We start from the raw sequence: 19,979 nt of genomic DNA, 5'->3' as shown, positions 1-19,979 counted from the left end.
GTAAGTGCTTTTAATCAATAGGTGTTTTATGCGCATAATTTTTTTGTTTGTCATTGCTTTTAGTGTACTTGGATGTAGTACTACACTCACTAGCCCCACCCCACAATATTTAACCGTACTGCATACTAACGATAATCATGGTCGCTTTTGGCACAATGAAAAAGGTGAGTATGGCATGGCTGCCCGTAAAACCCTGATTGACTCGCTACGCAATAAAGCAATCGCGCAGGGACATGCAGTACTGCTGCTTTCTGGTGGCGATATAAATACCGGCATTCCAGAGTCAGATTTACAATACGCTGAACCTGACTTTAAAGGCATGTCGTTAATTGGCTATGATGCAATGGCCCTTGGAAATCATGAATTTGATAACCCGATGAGCGTGCTTAAAAAGCAACAGCAATGGGCTAACTTTCCTTTTTTATCGGCAAATATATTTGAAAAATCGACCGGTAAAAATGTATTTGATAGCTATAAAGTATTTAATAAAAATGGGCTGAGTATTGCTGTTATAGGTTTAACCACCACTGATACAGCCAAAATAGGTAATCCCGAATATATTCGCCAATTAGAGTTTAAAGATCCAATCGAAATCACGGCACAATTAGCACAAAAAATTAAAGCACAATATAACCCCGACATTACTATTGCGCTCACTCATATGGGGCATTATGTGGATGCCAGCCACGCAATTAATGCGCCTGGAGATGTAACACTTGCGCGCTCACTGCCAACTAACACCTTAGATATGATCATCGGTGGTCACTCTCAAGAGCCTGTATGTATGGCGGCTAAAAACGTAAATGACGATAACTTTAAACCCGGCCTAGCCTGCACGCCCGATCAACAAAATGGCACTTGGATAATGCAAGCCCACGAATGGGGTAAATATGTTGGTAAAGCCGAATTTAAACTTGAAAATGGCCAGCTAACCCTCTTAAATTATAAACTGCTACCCGTTAATTTATATGTTGATAAACAACACGCGGATGGCACAACTTCTAGTGTATTAGCTAACGAGTACATTACGCCTAATCCACAGTTAAACGCATTTTTAGCCGAGTATCAGGAAAAAGGCGCTAAACAAATTGAAGGTAAAATTGGTTATGTAAATGCCAGACTTGAGGGCGATCGCAATAAAGTACGCTACCAACAAACAAATTTAGCTCGCGTGATTATTCAAGCGCAAATGAACAGTACCGATGCTGACTTTGGCATTATGAGTGGCGGCGGTGTACGCGACAGTATTGCTGCAGGCGAAGTAAGTTATAAAGATATTTTAAAAGCCCAACCGTTTCAAAATCGAGTGGCTTATATCGATATTGCAGGAGAAGATTTATGGCAATATTTAGAAGTTGTAACGCGTTTCCCGCCTGATTCAGGCGCTTACATGCAGTACCACAAATTATCGTTTGAGCATAAAAACAACACCTTAGTAAAGGTATTAATAAATGGGCAAGCATTAGATAAAAGTAAAACTTACCGTATGAGCATTAATAACTTTAACGCCTCAGGTGGTGATGGCTACCCTGCACTAACCACAGCAAAAGGTTTTGTAGTTACTGATGAAACAGACTCTAACGCATTAAAGCGTTTTTTTGCAGAGCACAGCCCGATAGATGCGGCCCAGTTTGCCCCTAAATAATCTATTTTTTGGAGATAGTAGGAACGAGTATATTACTTGCCTACTATTTCTACATCGCCTTTAGCAATATTAACTAACCCGTAACTGTGTAGCCGCGAACGAGAACCCTCTCCAAATGCCTTAGGCGGATAAAAAATTTCTTTTTGTTGCGGGTATTCACTCAACACTTCATCTAACGCCGCGCGTATTTCGCTCAATGTTTTTTCAAGGCTATTATTAAAGTTAGGGCGCTTGCGGATCGTGTGTCCCAGCTCTACTAATCGATAAAAATATTTATTAGCTAATTCAATTAGCTCATCAGGTACATCTTTATTATGGCTGAGCACAACATCGCTATTACTGTTACAAAATTCAATAAGCGCTAAATAAAAGCTAAGTGGTTTATTTGCTAAACATACTTGGTATTGCGGATTAATATTAACTGACACCGTTTTAGTATTTAGATTAATAACTAACACGGGTGATTTACTTTCCTCAACAGGTTCAGGCTGCAGCGTAGCTAACTGCTTACTTTTTAGCTCAATTGTAATAACCGTTTTCAGCCAGTGGCTAACAAAAGCACTTAACATAAAAATAGCGACATAATAATAAATATAACGCCACGGCAATGGCTGTGGTTTTATATCAAAAACTAAAAAAACAGGGCCAATACTGGTCGTTAAACGCGTAAAAAACTGCGCTCCGGTTAATGTGGTTGATAGCTTTTTATCAGCGACAATATTTAACAATAATAAATTAGTGCCGATTAGTTGCGAATTTAACTGCTTTAAATAACTATTTATATTATCTATATCACTGGAGTACTTAAGCAGTTCATTAGATAGCTCGAGTAAAGGTAAATCCAACGCTACCTGTTTTTCTATCGTGGCTATATTAAGCTTTTGCACTTGCTGTTGTTTATAGCTTACAGAGTAATAAAATACGCTACAAAGTAATAAAAAAATGAATAGCGTAATAAATGAAAATAACTGCTTACTCATATTTCATCTCGCTTAAAAGTTACAACGTCATTATCACACTGCCAAAATGACTGCGCACCTTTATAGTAATGAAGAGATTGCTCTTGCGACATGGCTAATAAATGCGCCTGTACCGAGCATAATAGATCGGTATTATTATGTGGCATTTTTAAATACCACCGCGTGCCTGCAATATTATTTTTTAGCGGGGTAATATAGTTTTTTGAAAAGCGTTTTGCATCACTTTCTTGCCAAAACGAAGCTATAATATCTACTTTTCCGTTAGCCAATAAATCACGTAAGGCATCGTGAGAGCTAGCATAAACAATATTTAAGTTTTCGAGGTTAATATCCAACTCTTTAAATATTTGCTTGGGCAATATATGCCCTGAGCGGCTCGTAGGGTAATCTAACAACCCAATGCGCTTACCCAAAAAGTATTCCTTTGCTATTTTAGGTTTTTCTTTAGCCGAAATAAAAAATGCAGTGTAATCAGAAAACCCAACTACAGGTTGGTAGTTATAGGTAGTCTCTGCTTTAAATGCTTCCATAATATTGTTTTTAGTTAAAATGAGATCGGCAATGCCTTTTCCTACAAATTCAAAGCTTTCCGTCGTGTTATAGCGCCAATAACTTACAACCGCCCCGTACTGCTTAGCTACCACATCATCTGTACATAAGCTATGTGCTAATGTACCTGCTATTTTTTTTGATGGTGCAAAAATGATTAACTGGTTTTCATTTTTAATTGCAGATGTTTGGCATTCAATTGATGTTTCTATTAATTTTGCAAAGCGTAACTCACTGCTATCAACACTTAGTTGACCACACACCCACACCAAAACAATTAACAAATATAAAAATACAATTAACAGTATTTTATTGTAAATGACGCATTTAATGTTCAAACAAAACATCCTAATATTATTATTAGCCTATTTGAACAATTTTAATTACTTATTGCAATAAGTAATTTCACCTATTAACTATAAGCACCTGATTTAATTAATTTACCTACAAGTTAATATGAATATTCTTAACGCCTTCCTATCCTCCAAATAAACAAGGACAATTGACCGGATTAGTGATTTTGACCCTATAATAATTTGAAGGAAACCAAATGCGTAACAACTTAATGTCCTCAGTTAAAGCAACGCTGGTCGTCAGCGCTGTACTTGTTTGTACTAATGCTCATGCATGGGGTCAAAATGGACACAGGATCATAGCTAAAATTGCAGAGTCTCATCTTAGTGAGACAACAAAAACAAAACTTTTGCCGTTATTAAATAATGAATCTTTAGCACAAGTTTCTACTTGGCCTGATGAAATGCGCTCTGCTCCTGGTGAGTTTTGGCAAAGAAAATCATCACGCTGGCATTATATTAATACATCTGCAAACAAACCTATTTCACTCAATCATTCTCATACAAAAAACAAAGAATCTGTTACCAACATTCTTGAAGGTATTCATTACTCAATTAAAGTACTTCAAGACGAGCAAAGTTCATTAGATGCTAAGCAGTTTAGCTTACGCTTTTTAGTACACCTGGTAGGCGACAGCCATCAGCCTTTTCATGCTGGGCGTGCAGATGACCGTGGTGGTAACAATATTAAAGTGAAGCACTTTGGTCAAGAAACCAACCTACACAGTTTGTGGGACAGTAAGTTAATTGAAGGCGAAAACCTCTCATATACTGAATTTGCTGACTTTATCAATACTAATAATCAAACTTTAATTAGCGAGTACCTAACCAGTACCCCTACAAGTTGGTTAGTAGAATCAAACAACTTAGCAGAATCAATTTATAATAAAAATGAAACAAATATTAGCTACAGCTACATTTTCGACCATATGACAATAATTAAAACTCGGCTGCAACAAGGCGGAATAAGACTCGCCGGTTTATTAAATAGTTTATTTGATGAATCAGCAACACCGTTAGTCAGTGCACTTAAGATGCAAACTAGCGAAAAAACAACTAACTAAGTAACTTTTAATACGGGAAAACAACATAATGAATAAACTTCGCCTTTCGAAATTAACCGGAGCAATTATTTTAGCTCTTGGTGTTTCTGCAAGTGCTATGGCTGCTGACACGTCATCTGCAATGCGCGGTAAAATCACTACTCCATCTGGTGAAAGTGCTGCAAATGTAAAAATTAAAGTTATTCATGGTCCTACTGGAACTGTAAGTGAACTTACAACCAATTCAAGTGGTACTTTTATAGCTAATGGTTTACGTGTTGGGGGTCCATATACAGTAATAATCGACTCTGATACGTTTAACGACACTACGCTTGAAAACATCTATCTAGAATTAGGTGATACTTATCGCTTAAACTCTCAGCTTAGACCATTAAACATGGAAAAAATTGAAGTTTCTGGCTATAAAATAGTACAACAATCAGGTGGCTCTAGCAGCTCTTTTGGCGAAGATACAATTCAAAACATGCCAAGTTTTAACCGCGATATTAAAGATATTGCTCGCTTAAATCCTCTTGCAAATATTAACGGTAATGGAGAGCTAACCTTTGCTGGTAATAATCCACGTAGTAATAGCTTAACTGTTGATGGTATTGGTCAAAACGACGATTTTGGCTTGAGCTTCGGCGGTTACCCTACTTCGCAACCACCTGTTGCACTTGATGCAATTGAACAAATTTCTGTAGACGTATCTCCTTTTTCAGCAGCTAAAGGTAACTTTGGTGGCGGTACTATAAATGCAGTAACAAAGTCAGGTACTAACGAGTTTAAGTTCTCTGGTTTTTACGAAACATCAACCCCAGATATGGCGGGTGATGTAGACAGTATTTCACAAGTATACGCAAATGGCAGACCAGCTTTAGATGAAGATGGCCACAGAACATTTGTTACTGAACAAGTAAAGCCAATCCAAACAGAAGCGCGTTACGGCTTTAACTTTGGCGGACCAATACTAGAGGATAAGCTTTTTTACTTTGTAAACTACAATGCATGGAAGAGCGAGTTAGATTTAGACTATGGTTTTGAAGGCTCTGGTGCTGCTAATGAATACGATGTAACTAAAGAAAGCTTTGATCAGTTTTTATCTATATTAGATAACGTGTACGGTATGCAAGATTCTCTTGGTGGCGACCCTAAAGACACCAATGAGTCATTATTGGTTAAGTTAAGCTGGAACATCAACGATGACCATCGTTTAGACTTTACATACCAATGGCAAGACGATAAAGACGAGCGTAATTTTGGTACTGGTGGCAGTACCGTTTCACTTGCTTCAAATCGTTACACTTACGCGACTAAATTCAACAACTTTGCTACCAAGCTTTACTCAGATTGGAATGAAGACTTCTCTACTGAAATTGGTATTGCTTATAAAGATGTAACATCTGACAGCATCACTAATTCTAAAATTGGTAGTGTTAAAGTTGAAGAATATTTCCGTGGACCAGCTTATCAGTTTGGTACTGATGAATACCGTCATGCCAATAAAGCAGCGACTGAAAATTTAACACTAACTTTTGATGGCACATACTTATTAGACGAACATCAAATTAAGTTTGGTGCTAAGTATGAATCTTTAAATTTATATAATTTATTTGCAGCCAACTCTTTAGGCTCATGGGAGTTTGATAACTTTGCTGGTTTCGAAAACCGCGAAGTAGGTAATTACAAAGGTAAACATGACTTTACTTACAGTAATGCCTATACCAACAACTCAGCAGATACTGCTTACGATGCAACGCGCAGTCAGTTTGCTCTTTACGTAGAAGATACGTTTTATGCTACTGATGATTTAGAAGTAACTGCAGGTGTACGTTATGAGCGTTTGGCATCTGACGATAAACCAACATTGAATGAAAAGTTTTTAGAAACCTATGGTTTTACTAACCAAGAAAACCTTGATGGTGTAGATATTATTTTACCTCGTGTTGGTTTCAAATATTATGCAACAGAGGCTCTTACTATCAATGGTGGCGTAGGTCGTTTCCAAGGCGGTATTCCTAACGTTTGGTATAACAACTCATTCCAAAAAGACGGTCTTACTTTTGTTGACGCACCACAAAGCGTAATTGATGGTTACTATGCAAATAATAACGTCGATTTCACTCAAGTTCCAGACGAAATAAAAGGTTCATTAGTACAAGGTGCGGGTAGCACTAACTATATTGATCCTAACTTTAAATTACCTTCAAGCATCCGTGCGCAAGTTGGTTTTGATTATGAATTTGACTCAGAATTTTTAGGTAATGGCTTTAAATGGCAAGCAGAAATTGCTTACCATAAAAAAGAAAATGAGGCTGTATGGCATAACACTGCAATCAAGCCTGTTGGAACAACCGCTGATGGCGATCGTATTATTTCTGAAGGTATCTACGAAGGTGACTTAAAAGATAACTTTGATATAGCAATGACCAACTCAGCTGAAGATGGGCGCTCGGTAATCTTCTCTACTGCACTTGCTAAAGAGTGGGATAACGGCCTATATATATCTACCAGTTATGCACATCAAGATATTACAGAAGCTTCAGGTGGTTCATCATCACAAGCACAAAGTAATTATAAACATACAATAACACAAAGCCGTAATGTTGATTTAGCACAGCGTGGTGCTTACGAAGTGGAGCATAGCTTTAAGGTTAATGTGAGCTATAATACTGAGCTTTTTTCTGGCTACCAAACCAAGTTTAATATGTACTTTGAGCGTCGCTCTGGCCGCCCATTTAGCTATACAATGGGTCTTTATGAAATAGATGATTTAGGCGATACACGTGACTTTTATTCAAACTCGGCTTACCTTGCATACATCCCAACGGGTGCTGATGATGCAAATGTAAACTGGGATGAATCTGGTTTGTCGTGGAGCGAACTTGAAACGCTACTTAACCGTGCTGGTATTTCTGAGCGTGGCCAAATTCTAAACCGTAATACAGGAACTCAACCTTGGGTTACTACTATGGATATTAGTGTTAAACAAGAGATCCCAGGTTTTGCTGAAGGCCATAAAGGTGAGGTTTACTTTATGATTGATAACTTTGCTAACTTACTTAATAGCGACTGGGGTGTTGAAAAGCGTTTAGGCTACTCTGATCAAGCTGTATATGACCTAGCTGGAATAGATGATGAAGGCCGATACATTATCAACAATCGTCATAACGGTGCTGATGTACGCAATTATAGCCAAATTTCTACGTCATCATCTGCATGGCAAGCTAAAATTGGTGTGAGCTATAAGTTTTAATACCTAATAAAACATTACGCTTTATATTAGTTAAACCCATTACAACTTTGTAATGGGTTTTTTCATTTAAACTCCCTTTTTCATCTATTTGTCATAAATAGTATTTACTCTCTTTTACAACACGAACATTTCATTATTAACATTAATAATCCGTAGCATTAATCTATAAACATAAAAAACATTACACTTGTAGCTTATTTGTAAACATAAACTAAAGTATAATATGTATAGATTTAGTACTGCATGAATTTGGTTCGTTTGTTTAGTGCAAATACTTTATAAATATAAAAAGTTTAATAAACCACATGGGAAAACAAAATGAAAATTCAACTTCGCAAAACAGCACTATCACTCGCTATCGCAGCATGTGTTGGTGTAAGTGGCGCTGCAGTAGCAAATACAACTGCATCGGGTGTCAAAGGTCAAATTGTTGGCCCTAACGGTAACCCTGCTACAGGTACTGAAGTAACTATTATTCACGTACCTTCCGGCTCTTCTAAGGTAACTTACGTGAATGATGCTGGCTATTTTAGTGCTAGCGGCCTTCGTGTTGGCGGACCATACAACATTATAGTTGACTCAGATAAATATGAAGATCAACTCGTTGAAAATATTTTCCTAACTCTAGGCTCTGATTATCCAGTTAGCGTACAACTAAAGCCGGCTTCAAATATTGAACAAATTGTTGTTACTGGTCGCCCTATTAGTGCAATGTCCGGTGGTACAGGACCATCTTCAACATTTACACTAGAAGACCTTGAAAATGCCCCTGCTATTAACCGTGATCTGAGAGATATTGTTCGCGCGGATCCACGTGTCTACGTTGATGAAAGCCGTGGTGCAATTCAGTGTGGTGGTAATAATCCTCGCTATAACAGCTTAACAGTTGACGGCATCCGCATGAACGATAACTTCGGTTTAAGCTCAAACGGTTATCCGACTATCGGCGCTCCTTTCTCATTTGATTCAATCGATCAAGTTGCCGTTGAGCTTGCCCCATTTGATGTACAATACGGCGGTTTCACCGCGTGTAATATTAATGCTGTAACCAAATCTGGTACTAACGAGCTGCACGGTGGTGTGTTCTTTGATTTCACCAGCGACAGTTATAAAGGTGATAAAGTTGAAGGTGTGAAAGCCGATAATGGTAACTATACTGATAAACGTTATGGTTTTAACTTAGGTTTACCACTAATTAAAGATCAGCTATTTTTCTTCGGAACTTATGAAAAGCAAGAAGGCATCGCACAATTCAACTATGGCGCAGCCCAAGGTGATGATCCAAGTGTTACAGCAGGCGATATTGCGAATATTCAACGTATTGCCCAAGAAAAATATAACTACAACGCAGGTACTATGCCTGGCAGCATGCCAGTTGAAGATGAAAAAATCTTAGTTAAACTTGACTGGACTATAAATGATAACCATCGTGCAAATTTCATTTATAACTACAATGATGCTTTTACTATTTCTCAATCAGACACTGGGTCAAGTCGTTTATCATTAGATAGCCATTATTATGAACAAGGCGCCAAGTTTACCTCTTTTGTTAGTTCTCTTTATTCGGATTGGAACGATGATTTTTCAACCGAGCTTCGTTTTGGAAAATCTGAAGTAGATGCACGCGTACAATCACTTGATGCAGCATCAGGTTTTGGTGAATTTCAAGTTAAGACTGCAGGTGGTGCAACGGTTTACATAGGCCCAGATGATTCTCGTCATTCCAATAAGCTGAAATATGACACAACTACATTTAAATTAGCTGGTAAGTACTATCTTGATAAACATACAATTAGTGCTGGCTATGAATATGAGAAGTTAAATGTATTTAATATGTTTGTACAACACACACAAGGTGAGTTTCGCTTTAATTCAATTGAAGATTTTGAAAATGGTTTAGCTTCACGAATTGAATATAATAATGCTGCTGGTACTAATAATCCTGCTGATGCTGCAGCAGAATTTTCTTATAAACAACACACTTTGTATTTGCAAGATGAATATAACTTCGACAACATTGATGCCAGTTTAACTTTTGGTTTGCGCTATGACCGTTATGACAGCAGTGATGTACCAAACTTTAACGAAAACTTTACTAATCGTTACGGGTTTTCAAACCAACAAAACTTAGACGGTATGGATCTTATCCAACCTCGTGTAGGCTTTAATTGGTATGCCACTGATGCCTTAGAAGTGCGTGCAGGGGTTGGCTTATACACTGGTGGTAATCCAAATGTGTGGGTATCTAATGCTTACTCAAATGATGGTGTAACAAATATCTATACTCGCCGTAATAATGTTGATCTATTTAATACTGCAATGACTAATTTTGATGGTGGTACGCCAGGTTACGATGTACCACAAGAAATGTTCGATGAAGTTGCCAATACTAACATTCGTTTAGGTGATAGTATTGCAAATGTAATTGATCCAAACTTTAAAATGCCTTCAGAATGGAAATATGCCTTAGGTGCTACATTTACTACTGATAACGATTATGTTATTTCTGCTGATGCGCTTTATTCACGTAAAAATGATGCCGCAGTACTAACTGATTTAGGGGTAGCGCAAAATGGCTATGAGCCAGTAGATGGACGCCCAATCTACACAGCACCTGAAGGTCGTAATGGTGAGTTTATGCTAACCAATGCTGATAATGGTGGCGATGCATTGGTACTTTCAACGGCACTTAGCAAACGTTATGAAAATGGTATTGACTTTACGCTTGCGTATTCATATACCGATGCTAAAGATATCAATCCAATGACCAGTTCAGTAGCGGATTCAAATTATCATAACTTAGCAACTGTAAATCCTAACAATCCAGGTATCGCAACATCAGATTATGAAGTACCACATCGCTTTACTCTGAAACTAGGTTACGCGCATGAGTTCTTTGATGGCTATGCAACACGCTTCAATTTATTTGGCCAAGCATCAAAAGGTATGCCATATAGCTATACCTTTGCTGACTCAGATAATTTATGGTCACCGTCATTTGCTGATAAAAACCGTCAATTACTTTATGTCCCACAAGTCAATGATCCAAATGTAGTTTATGGAGATGACTTTGATATTGATGCATTCAATGCCTTTGTTAATGATGAAAATTTAAAACGCGGTAGTATCACTGGTCGTAATAGTGAATACGCGCCTTGGTTTATTAAATTCGACTTCAAAGTAACTCAAGAGCTACCAGGTTTTATGGAAGGTCATAAAGGTGAAGCCTACTTTGTTATTGATAATTTAACCAACCTCCTAAACGATGATTGGGGTAAACTTGAAAAAGGAAACTTTGTGGGTAACCCGGTTGTAAAAACATCTCGTGATGATCAAGGTCGTTACGTTTACGAAAGTTTCAACTCAGGCAATGTTGGTACTTATGTACAACGTGATGCCTCACTTTGGGAAATGCGTATCGGTGTTCGTTACACTTTCTAATTTGCTAAGGTAACTTAACAAATTAAAGTAATTTTAAAGCCCATCTTTTGATGGGCTTTTTGTTTTATTCATCTAATTTACTAGTTAACTTATCTAAACAACTAAGTAAAGTTTGATACTCAGCTTGAGTTAAAATACCCAATAGATTCTTTTCCCACGCTAAAGCTGCTGGTGCTAACTGCTGATACAAGCGCCACCCTTGCCCACTCAACGCTAATAAGCTAGCGCGCTTGTCATCTGGGTTAACTAAACTCACCACATAGTGCTTATCGTTCAGCGCTTTTATTGCCCGTGATACAGTGGATTTATCCATTGCTGCTTGCACACACAGTGCTTTTGCATGGCTTTGCCCAAACTGGGCTAAATTAAATAAAATGCGCCACTGAGGAATAGTTAAATCACTTTGTTGTTGATACACGGGCGCAAACTCCTCACTCATTTTACTGGCTAAATTTGCTAGTCGATAAGGTAAAAATGTCTCTAAATCGAGTGCCATTGTGCTATGTCCTCTTAATTTACAATCATGTTTAAGTGTTCATAAATATGTACAGTGACAAAAAGCATGATGTTTGAATTTACTCTCACTTGAGAGTATCTTACAGTAAAACGATAAGGAGTCGAGTGATGACCAGCGAATTACAATACATGACAGGATTTGGCAATGAGTTTGAAACTGAAGCCTTGCCAGGTGCATTGCCTATCGGACAATTTAGTCCGCAAAAAGTAAAGTACGATTTATATGCAGAGCAATTTAGTACAACCGCGTTTACTGCGCCGCGTGCACAAAACCGTCGTAGTTGGCTGTACCGTATTCGCCCCTCTGTTATTCAAGGCGATTATATCGCAATGGATAATGGCTTAATTCGCACTGCGCCTATTACCGAAGTAGTAACTCCACCAACTATGCTGCGCTGGAACCCTATCGATATTCCGCAGCAACCAACTGATTTTATTGATGGCTTAATTACTATGGCCGCTAATGGTAGTGCAAATGGCCAAACCGGTATTGCTATTCATGTTTATGTTGCTAATAAATCGATGGACGGACGTTATTTTTATAATGCCGATGGCGAAATGTTGTTTGTACCGCAGCAAGGTGAATTATTGCTCAAAACTGAGTGTGGTAATTTAACCATAAAAGCGGGCGAAATAGCGGTTATTCCCCGTGGTATAAAGTTTCAGGTACAACTATTAACAGCGACTGCGCGCGGTTATATTTGTGAAAACTATGGCCATCAGTATGAATTAGCTGAGCGTGGCCCGGTCGGCTCTAACGGTTTTGCCAACGATCGTGACTTTCAATACCCAGTTGCTGCTTTTGAAGATATAGAAGGTAAGTTTGAATTAGTGGCTAAATTTAACGGCAACATGTTTCGTTGTGATATCGGCCACTCGCCTCTAGATGTAGTTGCGTGGACCGGTAACAGTGCGCCGTATAAATATGACTTAGCACGTTTTAATGTAATGAATACAGTGAGCTTTGATCACCCAGATCCTTCTATTTTTACCGTACTTACATCGCCATCAGGTACTGAAGGCGTGGCTAATATTGATTTTGCTATTTTTCCTCCACGTTGGATGGTGGCCGAAAACACCTTTCGCCCTCCTTACTTTCATCGCAATATAATGAGTGAATTTATGGGCTTAATAGAAGGCGTTTACGATGCTAAAGAGCATGGCTTTGTTCCCGGGGGTATGAGTCTACACAATTGTATGTCGCCACATGGACCTGAAGCCGACGTGTTCGACAAAGCCTCTAATGCCCAGCTTGAGCCACAACGTTATGATAATACGCTGGCATTTATGTTTGAATCACGTTATGTCATATCCCCAACTAAATACGCTCTTGAGGGCAAAGAGCGCCAAACTAACTACACTGATTGCTGGCGCACAATTAAAAAGCAATTTACTGGATCACAAGGATAATAAACCATGAAACTTTATAGTTATTTTCGCTCATCTGCCGCATACCGGGTGCGTATTGCGCTTAACTTAAAAAACATTGATCACGAATTGGTTGGTGTTAATTTACTAAAGTCTGAACAATTAGGTGCAGCCTACTTAGATAAAAATCCACAAGGTTTCCTCCCAGCACTTGAAACAGCTGACGGTGTGCTTGGGCAATCTCTGGCTATTTTAGAGTATCTTGAAGAAAGCCATCCAAACACAACGCCATTATTATTTGGTAACGCGTGGCAAAAAGCACAAATTCGTAATTTAAGTTACGCCATAGCCTGCGACATTCATCCGTTAGATAATTTACGCGTACTCAAGTATTTAAGTAACGAACTAGGGGTAGACGATGAGGCTAAAAACACTTGGTATCGCCACTGGGTAGAAGTAGGGTTTGAAAAAGTAGAGCATCTACTTGATCGTAATAACGCTTTTTGTGTGGGTGAGCAACCAAGCCTTGCCGATGTGTGCTTAGTACCGCAGGTATTTAATGCTATTCGTTTTAATGTAAATATGGCCGCATATCCTAAAATAGCAGCCATTTATGAGCGTTGTAATAAGCTCGATGCATTTATTGATGCCGCACCACAAAATCAACCTGATGCAACCTAGTCTAAATAATTAGCCTAGGTAATTAACCCAGAAAATTAGCCTTGTAAGGCACTGTGCACCACAGTTACATGGTCAATTAATTCTAAGCCCAGATCAGTTAAATAACCGCCATCTGGGCTATCTATAATTCCTTTATCAAATAAACGTTGTGCGGCGCTTAACAAGCTAGGCTCTGCGTCTGAATGAAGTTTAATTCCCTGCATTTTACTTTCACGCGGAAATTTAGCTAATAGTGTAAATTCATCGATCATTGTTTGGTTAAATTGCATATATTTTCACCTATTTATTGTTCTGTGTTTTACTAAATATAAATATACCCAAATCAAGAAAGCGCCTTTTTTATAAGCAGCTGTCTAATGTTAAGGTGCTATAAAATACCCAATTACGCATTTTTATGGTGTTTGTGTATACCTTACCCTAGCATGTTTTTTAGCTTAGTGTATTATTTTTAAACCCTCGACAATTTGAGACTAAAATGCGCCATTTATTAATCTTATGTTTTTATATTAGCTGCTTAAGCTATTCGCTACTCAGCCATGCTAATACAATTAAAACCCACTCTGTTATCGATGCTAATCAGTTTGTAAATACCGACACAAGTTGTTGGTACGACAATAAACGCTACAGCGAAGGAGCGTTAATACAAATACACTCATTTACGCTTATTTGCGGGGCTAAATTTGTACAACATAACAACAGTCAACTAATTTGGCTTAAACTCGATAAACAAGGCAATGCAATTTACCCTACTAAGCCCGCTACAATTACAGTGAATTAGCCTCTACGAGTGAATTAAGTTACACTATGCGCAGTTTAAATAAGTAGTGTAGCTATGGATAATCAACCTAAAAACCCTTTACATGGGGTAACGTTAGAACAAATACTTGTTGAGTTAGAGCAACGACTTGGCTGGAGAACTTTGGGTGAACAGGTTAAAATTAAATGCTTTACTGATGCACCAAGCATTAAATCGAGCTTAAAATTTTTGCGTAAAACCCCATGGGCACGAGATAAAGTAGAAGCGCTTTATATTCATACCATAAATAACAAGCCAATTCGTAGGCCTAAAAGTGCACCAAGGCCCACTTCCGATAGAGCACCTGATACATCAGCCTTTGTTTGGCCTTCGATGAAAAAATAAACTATAAAACGGCGTGTAATAACGCCGTTTTATAGTTTATAGCCGTGTGTTATTTATCAAACTGTTCTTTGCAAATAACGTTTAATGATCCAGGTGAGATTGTAATAACTAATTTGTTAGAAGTTTTCACCTCTCCATCTACTACGTATTTAATCTCTTGCTCTGCACTTACTTCCACTCTTTTAGCATTTGTATGATGCGAATTAATAGCTAAATGTGTTTGTGTAATGCTGCTAAACATAAGCTCGGCAATACTCAGTACTGTAGTGCCATTTTCTTTATTGGGTATTAACCAATTCACATCAAGAAGCCCGTCACTATGATCAGGCTGCCCGCCACCTTGAGCTAGCAAAGTAGTAAAGGGTGCGGCATTAGCAACAATAAAACTATTGGTACTCACTTGCGTTGGTTCGTTATCATCAAGCTTTATCGTTAATACTTGTGCTTTTTGTTCACCAAAAGCTTGTAAAAAACCATTTAAATAGGCCAGTTGCCCAGATTTGTTTTTAGCTTCACGGTCGGCTTTTTCAATCATGGAGTGTTCAAAGCCAATTCCTGCCAGTAGTAACATTAGCTCGTCGTTACAATAAGCTGTGTCGATTAAACTTGTTTGCCCATCAATAATTAAATCACAGGCTTGTTCAACAGGAATAAATTTTGATTTTATGCCCATTAACACATGCGCTAATGCGTTAGCCGTGCCCAGCGGAATAATACCCAACCTGCATTTAGTGTGCACTAATACACTGGCCACTTCTGTCACTGTGCCGTCACCACCACAAGCAATAATAATATCTGGCTGCTCTTTTATTGCCTGTTTAGCAAGCGCTACGCCATTAACTTCTTTTGAGGTTGTTAATACGGTTAAGTCGTAATAAGCCGATAAACTAGCAACAATTAGGTGTTGTTTGTCTTGCCACATTTTTGTGCCCGATACTGGATTTGCAATCAAAAATGCTTTGTTTTTAATTACTAACTCACCTTTTTTATGGCGCTTAGCTAAGTGATGTAATTGGCGTTTATTAAGATTAGCTGTCTCGCGAGTTTCTTTTATTTGTGCCAGTATTTGATGCACATCGGCATCTTTATTTTGGCTAAGCAAGTAGGCCGCCATTACAAACACAGAGCGCCCGCGCCCTAAAGCACAATGCACCACCACACGGCGATCTTTTTGTACATGATGATGGATCCAATTAATTGCTTGGTTTAACTGCGAATGCGTAGGAACGCTATGATCGAGTACCGGAATGTTTAAATAATTAATGTTTTCTTGCGTAGAGCTCCACTCTAAACCGTCAAACTCGCACGTTACATCAAGTATTGCGGTAATACCGTTTTCTTTTAGCGTATCTATGTCAGAGGGAAATAATCGACATGCCAAAAACAAATGTTCATTAATCTTTTGAATAGGCGGCACTTTATCGTGTTTACGAGCCCACGCATTGTATAATTGAGCGCCAAATAAAAAAGGAATAAACGCCCAGCGAATATAAAAAGGGATAACGCCGTTTTCTCGTTTTCTAAACACTTTTGCTATATCGAATATATAAGCGCCCCCCACTAAAAGTAGTGACAATGCACTCCAATAAAATACAATCGAAAAGTAAATTGAGTTAACTTCCCAGCCAATAAATATGAGTATAAATGCCAATAGTAAGTAACTAATTGCAGCCCACATATGTTCTCCTTTTATAATATATGCTCGTTGTTGTTATATTTATTAATCATGCCTTGATATTGTAAGAGCAAATTTCACGCCAGCATTCACTTATTCCTCGTTAGTTATATTATTGATAATTAACATTTTAACTTTTATTTATTAAGCCTTTTTTTAGCCCACTTATAAACCGTAGCTATTTTTACACTATAGTAGGTCAATTGTTCACACTGGTATAAAGTAACAGCAATACTCTTTGTTTACTTGTATTGAGCTGTATTACAGCTAATCTATAAGCACATCTAAGCATGTTTTTGCATCCACAAACAACTCTCACACGTTTATTTAACTAATAATAAAAATATTAAGGTAATCATGGAAAACGACGATTTACTCCCCCTTTTGTGTTCAACCGCTCAAGGCGATAAACACGCATTCGCTAATCTTTATCAGCAAACCAGCGGAAAATTATTTGCTATAACTTTAAATATGTTAACAAACAGAGCGCATGCGGAAGAAGTATTGCAAGAAGCTTTTATTAAAATTTGGCATAACGCATCTGAGTATAATTCATCTAAGGGAACGGTTATTAGCTGGATGATCAGCATTGTTAGATACCGAAGCCTTGATGCGCTGCGCTACAACAAAGTGCGCAAGGAGCAATCACTAGGCGACGACGATATAAACGAGCACGATATTGAGGTAAGTTATGCCGAAAACACCAAACTCGTAAGCTGTATAGAGCAATTAGAGCCACAGCAAAAACAAGCGATTCACTTGGCCTATTACAAAGGCTTAAGCCACAGTGAATTAGTTGAACATATCGACACGCCTTTAGGTACGGTAAAAAGTTGGATCCGCCGTGGACTAGTTCAGCTACAAAGGTGTTTAACCCTATGAATTATAATAAACCCGAGGTATTAAATGCACTTGCAGGGCAATATGTACTTGGTACCCTATCAAGCTCAACCCGTAAGCGTTTTCAGCGATTACTCCTCAACTCCAGCAAAGCACGTGAGGCCACAACAATGTGGGAGCAAAATTTAAATAATTTAGCCAGCGCTATTACGCCACTAGCACCAAGTGACGACTTATGGCCAAAAATATTACAACAAATTGAAAACCAGCCCCAACCAACGAAAACAATAATTCGTACACAACCTTCAATTTGGCGCACTTGGTCGCTTGTTGCTACAGCAGCTTCAATTGTATTAGCCTTTTTAGTAATGCAACCGGCCACTAATGTTAGCAATATTCAGCAAATTGCATTAGTGCAAAATAAAGCGCAGCAACCGTTATGGTTTATTGATGTTAATGAGCAGGCTTTATCAATTAAGGCAAGTAGTCAGCTTGTGGCTAAAACAGATAAAGACTATGAGCTGTGGATGATACTAAAAGACCAAGACGCACCAATATCGCTGGGCTTACTCCCTAAAACAGGTAGCAAAACGCTAGCTAAAAACAGCCGCTTTAAAGCCAGTAATGTTGCTCTATTGGCTGTAAGTTTAGAACCTATTGGCGGCTCGCCAAACGGCGAGCCAAGCGAAGTACTCTATACTACTGAATTACTACTTTTATAAATTACTAAAAACAGCTCTTTTATCTTTTCTCAGTAATAAGGTATTAGAGCTAAATAGCGTGAATTAACAAATAAATCACATTAATTAAAAATAAATTAACTTCCCTGCGTCCAATTTAAACCCTGCCTCGTATTACTAATGACTTCAATCAAAAACTAAAGGACAAAGTCATGAAAGCTTTTACTCCATCAATACTCGCAGTTGTTATATGTGCTACTTTTGTAAGTGCACCAAGTGAAGCATCAAGCCACAGAGAAGCGCCTAATATTAGTCGCTTTCCAACATTAGACTCTACCGACTTTTATGTTTTTAATAGTTATGAGCAAGGTCGTGGTGACTTTGTTACCTTGATTGCTAATTACATTCCATTGCAAGATGCCTACGGTGGTCCTAATTACTTTGCCATGGATCCTGATGCTACTTACAGCATTCACATTGATAACGATGGTGACGCTGTTGAAGATATTACTTTTGCGTTTAACTTTAAAAGTATGTTGCCTAATAATAATCAAGGTGTCCAATTAACCGTAGGCCCTGAGGGTAATCAGCGTACTGTATCTGTACCACTAAAAAATGTCGGCGGTATTACGGCAGGTAATGATAGTGCTGCTAACTTTAGTGAATCTTACACCGTAAGAATGATCAGCGGCCCGCAAAAAACAGGCACTAGCGTACAGCTTAGTAACACTACTACTAGCTCAACTACTTTTAATAAACCGCTTGATTATGTAGGTAATAAAACCTTTACCTCAAAGCAAGATTACCAAATGTATGCCGACCAATTTATGTATCAAGTCGCTATTGCGAACTGTGATGGCATGGCTAAAGTGTTCGTTGGTCAACGTAAAGACCCTTTTGTAGTTAACCTAGGCAAAACCTTTGATTTAGTAAACTACGTACCCGTTGAAGGCGACAGTGCTGCGGGTGCTGGTGATGGCTCGGGCTTTCCTGGTGGCATAACACAATCGGCAGATAACGATGATTTAGCTGATAAAAACATTACCTCTATAGCAATTGAAGTACCTAAAAGCTGTGTGGTTGGCTCAAGTAATGGCGTAATTGGTTCGTGGACAACAGCAAGCTTACCGCAAGCGCGTATTTTAAATCCTAATGCTAAGTTTGCAAATAACGCAGTTAACGGCGGCGCATTAACGCAAGTTTCGCGTTTAGGTAACCCACTGGTTAATGAGCTAGTAATTGGTATTAAAGATAAAGACACCTTCTCTACTGCGCATCCTAAAGATGATGGCCAATTTTTAGATTATGTGTCGCATCCTTCACTGCCTGAACTATTAAATATTTTATTTAAAGATGCGGTTAATACCACCCTAGGGACAAATTTTGCAACGCTTGCACCTACAAACTTTCCACGTAATGACCTTATAACCGCATTTTTAACTGGTTTTGCCGGTGTTAACCAGCAAACAACAGTAACGCCATCAGAAATGCTGCGTTTAAACACTAAAATTGCAGCAACAGCACAAGCTGAACAATCAACATTTGGGGTAGCAGGTAATGATTTAGCCGGATTCCCAAATGGCCGTCGCCCAGGTGATGACGTTGTTGATATAGCACTAAGAGTTGTTATGGGTCGTTTATGTCATCCTATCCCTGTAGCAGGCGTAGACACTGATTTAGGGCTTTGTAAACCAGAGGATGCTGAAGTAGGTACTGTGCAATTTACCGATGGCGCACCAATAAATGCCACTATGATGGATGCAAGCTTTCCCTACCTTACTACCCCACTTGCGGGTTCTAAATAAGGAGTA

At 38.4% G+C, this 19,979-nt stretch carries 16 protein-coding genes; 11 read left to right on the top strand and 5 right to left on the bottom strand.

The window, feature by feature from the left end; all coding sequences use genetic code 11:
- Positions 1–28 precede the first annotated feature (28 nt).
- Entirely contained in the window at positions 29–1,645 is a 1,617-nt protein-coding gene (ushA, locus tag PNIG_RS18470) for a bifunctional UDP-sugar hydrolase/5'-nucleotidase UshA (RefSeq protein ID WP_011329974.1), read from the top strand.
- Between the two features lie 32 nt (positions 1,646–1,677).
- Here the strand turns inward: ushA and PNIG_RS18465 are convergent, their stop codons facing one another.
- Together PNIG_RS18465 and PNIG_RS18460 are read right to left on the bottom strand one after the other, a co-directional pair.
- A complete protein-coding gene (locus PNIG_RS18465; protein ID WP_089369214.1) occupies positions 1,678–2,625 on the bottom strand; it encodes a hypothetical protein in 948 nt (315 codons plus the stop codon).
- The gene (locus tag PNIG_RS18460) at positions 2,622–3,512 is read right to left on the bottom strand and encodes a PhnD/SsuA/transferrin family substrate-binding protein (RefSeq protein ID WP_244181079.1); all 891 of its coding nucleotides are present in this window, start codon (positions 3,510–3,512) and stop codon (positions 2,622–2,624) included. The genes PNIG_RS18465 and PNIG_RS18460 overlap by 4 nt, the downstream gene beginning before the upstream one ends.
- 212 nt (positions 3,513–3,724) lie before the next feature.
- Here PNIG_RS18460 and PNIG_RS18455 point away from each other — a divergent pair, with 212 nt between their 5' ends.
- The 3 genes from PNIG_RS18455 (at position 3,725) to PNIG_RS18445 (ending at position 11,267) form a co-directional block, all read left to right on the top strand.
- Positions 3,725–4,591, top strand: a complete 867-nt coding sequence (locus PNIG_RS18455) for a S1/P1 nuclease (protein ID WP_089369212.1) — start codon at positions 3,725–3,727, stop codon at positions 4,589–4,591.
- 28 nt (positions 4,592–4,619) lie between these two features.
- Entirely contained in the window at positions 4,620–7,826 is a 3,207-nt protein-coding gene (locus PNIG_RS18450) for a TonB-dependent receptor (protein ID WP_086995711.1), read from the top strand.
- 318 nt (positions 7,827–8,144) lie between these two features.
- Entirely contained in the window at positions 8,145–11,267 is a 3,123-nt protein-coding gene (locus PNIG_RS18445; RefSeq protein ID WP_086995707.1) for a TonB-dependent receptor, read from the top strand.
- 64 nt (positions 11,268–11,331) lie between these two features.
- On the opposite strand, the gene PNIG_RS18440 is transcribed toward PNIG_RS18445, so the two are convergent.
- Entirely contained in the window at positions 11,332–11,763 is a 432-nt protein-coding gene (locus PNIG_RS18440) for a MarR family winged helix-turn-helix transcriptional regulator (protein ID WP_086995704.1), read from the bottom strand.
- Positions 11,764–11,891: 128 nt separating this feature from the next.
- Between PNIG_RS18440 and hmgA the strand changes: the two genes are divergently transcribed.
- Both hmgA and maiA read left to right on the top strand, forming a co-directional pair.
- Entirely contained in the window at positions 11,892–13,193 is a 1,302-nt protein-coding gene (hmgA, locus tag PNIG_RS18435) for a homogentisate 1,2-dioxygenase (protein WP_089369211.1), read from the top strand.
- Positions 13,194–13,199: 6 nt separating this feature from the next.
- A complete protein-coding gene (gene maiA / locus PNIG_RS18430) occupies positions 13,200–13,832 on the top strand; it encodes a maleylacetoacetate isomerase (RefSeq protein WP_089369210.1) in 633 nt (210 codons plus the stop codon).
- 35 nt (positions 13,833–13,867) lie between these two features.
- On the opposite strand, the gene PNIG_RS18425 is transcribed toward maiA, so the two are convergent.
- Entirely contained in the window at positions 13,868–14,101 is a 234-nt protein-coding gene (locus PNIG_RS18425; RefSeq protein WP_011329965.1) for a TIGR02647 family protein, read from the bottom strand.
- Between the two features lie 206 nt (positions 14,102–14,307).
- Here PNIG_RS18425 and PNIG_RS18420 point away from each other — a divergent pair, with 206 nt between their 5' ends.
- A complete protein-coding gene (locus PNIG_RS18420; RefSeq protein WP_011329964.1) occupies positions 14,308–14,610 on the top strand; it encodes a YnjH family protein in 303 nt (100 codons plus the stop codon).
- Between the two features lie 54 nt (positions 14,611–14,664).
- Positions 14,665–14,973 carry a VF530 family protein gene (locus PNIG_RS18415; RefSeq protein ID WP_089369209.1) on the top strand — a complete coding sequence of 103 codons (309 nt, stop codon included), beginning with the start codon at positions 14,665–14,667 and terminating at the stop codon, positions 14,971–14,973.
- A gap of 49 nt (positions 14,974–15,022) precedes the next feature.
- On the opposite strand, the gene PNIG_RS18410 is transcribed toward PNIG_RS18415, so the two are convergent.
- Positions 15,023–16,651, bottom strand: a complete 1,629-nt coding sequence (locus PNIG_RS18410) for a diacylglycerol kinase family protein (protein WP_089369208.1) — start codon at positions 16,649–16,651, stop codon at positions 15,023–15,025.
- 354 nt (positions 16,652–17,005) lie between these two features.
- Between PNIG_RS18410 and PNIG_RS18405 the strand changes: the two genes are divergently transcribed.
- The 3 genes from PNIG_RS18405 (at position 17,006) to PNIG_RS18395 (ending at position 19,973) form a co-directional block, all read left to right on the top strand.
- Positions 17,006–17,530, top strand: a complete 525-nt coding sequence (locus tag PNIG_RS18405) for a sigma-70 family RNA polymerase sigma factor (RefSeq protein WP_011329961.1) — start codon at positions 17,006–17,008, stop codon at positions 17,528–17,530.
- Positions 17,527–18,210, top strand: coding sequence for an anti-sigma factor (locus PNIG_RS18400; RefSeq protein ID WP_089369207.1), 684 nt, complete (start codon positions 17,527–17,529; stop codon positions 18,208–18,210). The genes PNIG_RS18405 and PNIG_RS18400 overlap by 4 nt, the downstream gene beginning before the upstream one ends.
- A gap of 170 nt (positions 18,211–18,380) precedes the next feature.
- Complete coding sequence (locus PNIG_RS18395) at positions 18,381–19,973, top strand: DUF4331 domain-containing protein (RefSeq protein WP_089369206.1); 1,593 nt, start codon at positions 18,381–18,383, stop codon at positions 19,971–19,973.
- The last annotated feature ends 6 nt before the right edge of the window (positions 19,974–19,979 follow it).

Origin of the sequence: Pseudoalteromonas nigrifaciens (assembly GCF_002221505.1) — a bacterium.
In the GTDB taxonomy this organism is placed as follows: domain Bacteria; phylum Pseudomonadota; class Gammaproteobacteria; order Enterobacterales; family Alteromonadaceae; genus Pseudoalteromonas; species Pseudoalteromonas nigrifaciens.
Note: the sequence above shows the minus strand (reverse complement) of the source record. Positions and strands in the feature narration are given on the sequence as shown.

Bases quoted from the DNA above. Each gene is read 5' to 3' on its own strand.
- ushA (WP_011329974.1), top strand. From the start codon at position 29: ATGCGCATAATTTTTTTGTTTGTCATTGCTTTTAGTGTACTTGGATGT.
- PNIG_RS18465 (WP_089369214.1), bottom strand. From the start codon at position 2,625: ATGAGTAAGCAGTTATTTTCATTTATTACGCTATTCATTTTTTTATTA.
- PNIG_RS18455 (WP_089369212.1), top strand. From the start codon at position 3,725: ATGCGTAACAACTTAATGTCCTCAGTTAAAGCAACGCTGGTCGTCAGC.
- PNIG_RS18450 (WP_086995711.1), top strand. From the start codon at position 4,620: ATGAATAAACTTCGCCTTTCGAAATTAACCGGAGCAATTATTTTAGCT.
- PNIG_RS18445 (WP_086995707.1), top strand. From the start codon at position 8,145: ATGAAAATTCAACTTCGCAAAACAGCACTATCACTCGCTATCGCAGCA.
- PNIG_RS18440 (WP_086995704.1), bottom strand. From the start codon at position 11,763: ATGGCACTCGATTTAGAGACATTTTTACCTTATCGACTAGCAAATTTA.
- hmgA (WP_089369211.1), top strand. From the start codon at position 11,892: ATGACCAGCGAATTACAATACATGACAGGATTTGGCAATGAGTTTGAA.
- maiA (WP_089369210.1), top strand. From the start codon at position 13,200: ATGAAACTTTATAGTTATTTTCGCTCATCTGCCGCATACCGGGTGCGT.
- PNIG_RS18425 (WP_011329965.1), bottom strand. From the start codon at position 14,101: ATGCAATTTAACCAAACAATGATCGATGAATTTACACTATTAGCTAAA.
- PNIG_RS18420 (WP_011329964.1), top strand. From the start codon at position 14,308: ATGCGCCATTTATTAATCTTATGTTTTTATATTAGCTGCTTAAGCTAT.
- PNIG_RS18415 (WP_089369209.1), top strand. From the start codon at position 14,665: ATGGATAATCAACCTAAAAACCCTTTACATGGGGTAACGTTAGAACAA.
- PNIG_RS18410 (WP_089369208.1), bottom strand. From the start codon at position 16,651: ATGTGGGCTGCAATTAGTTACTTACTATTGGCATTTATACTCATATTT.
- PNIG_RS18405 (WP_011329961.1), top strand. From the start codon at position 17,006: ATGGAAAACGACGATTTACTCCCCCTTTTGTGTTCAACCGCTCAAGGC.
- PNIG_RS18400 (WP_089369207.1), top strand. From the start codon at position 17,527: ATGAATTATAATAAACCCGAGGTATTAAATGCACTTGCAGGGCAATAT.
- PNIG_RS18395 (WP_089369206.1), top strand. From the start codon at position 18,381: ATGAAAGCTTTTACTCCATCAATACTCGCAGTTGTTATATGTGCTACT.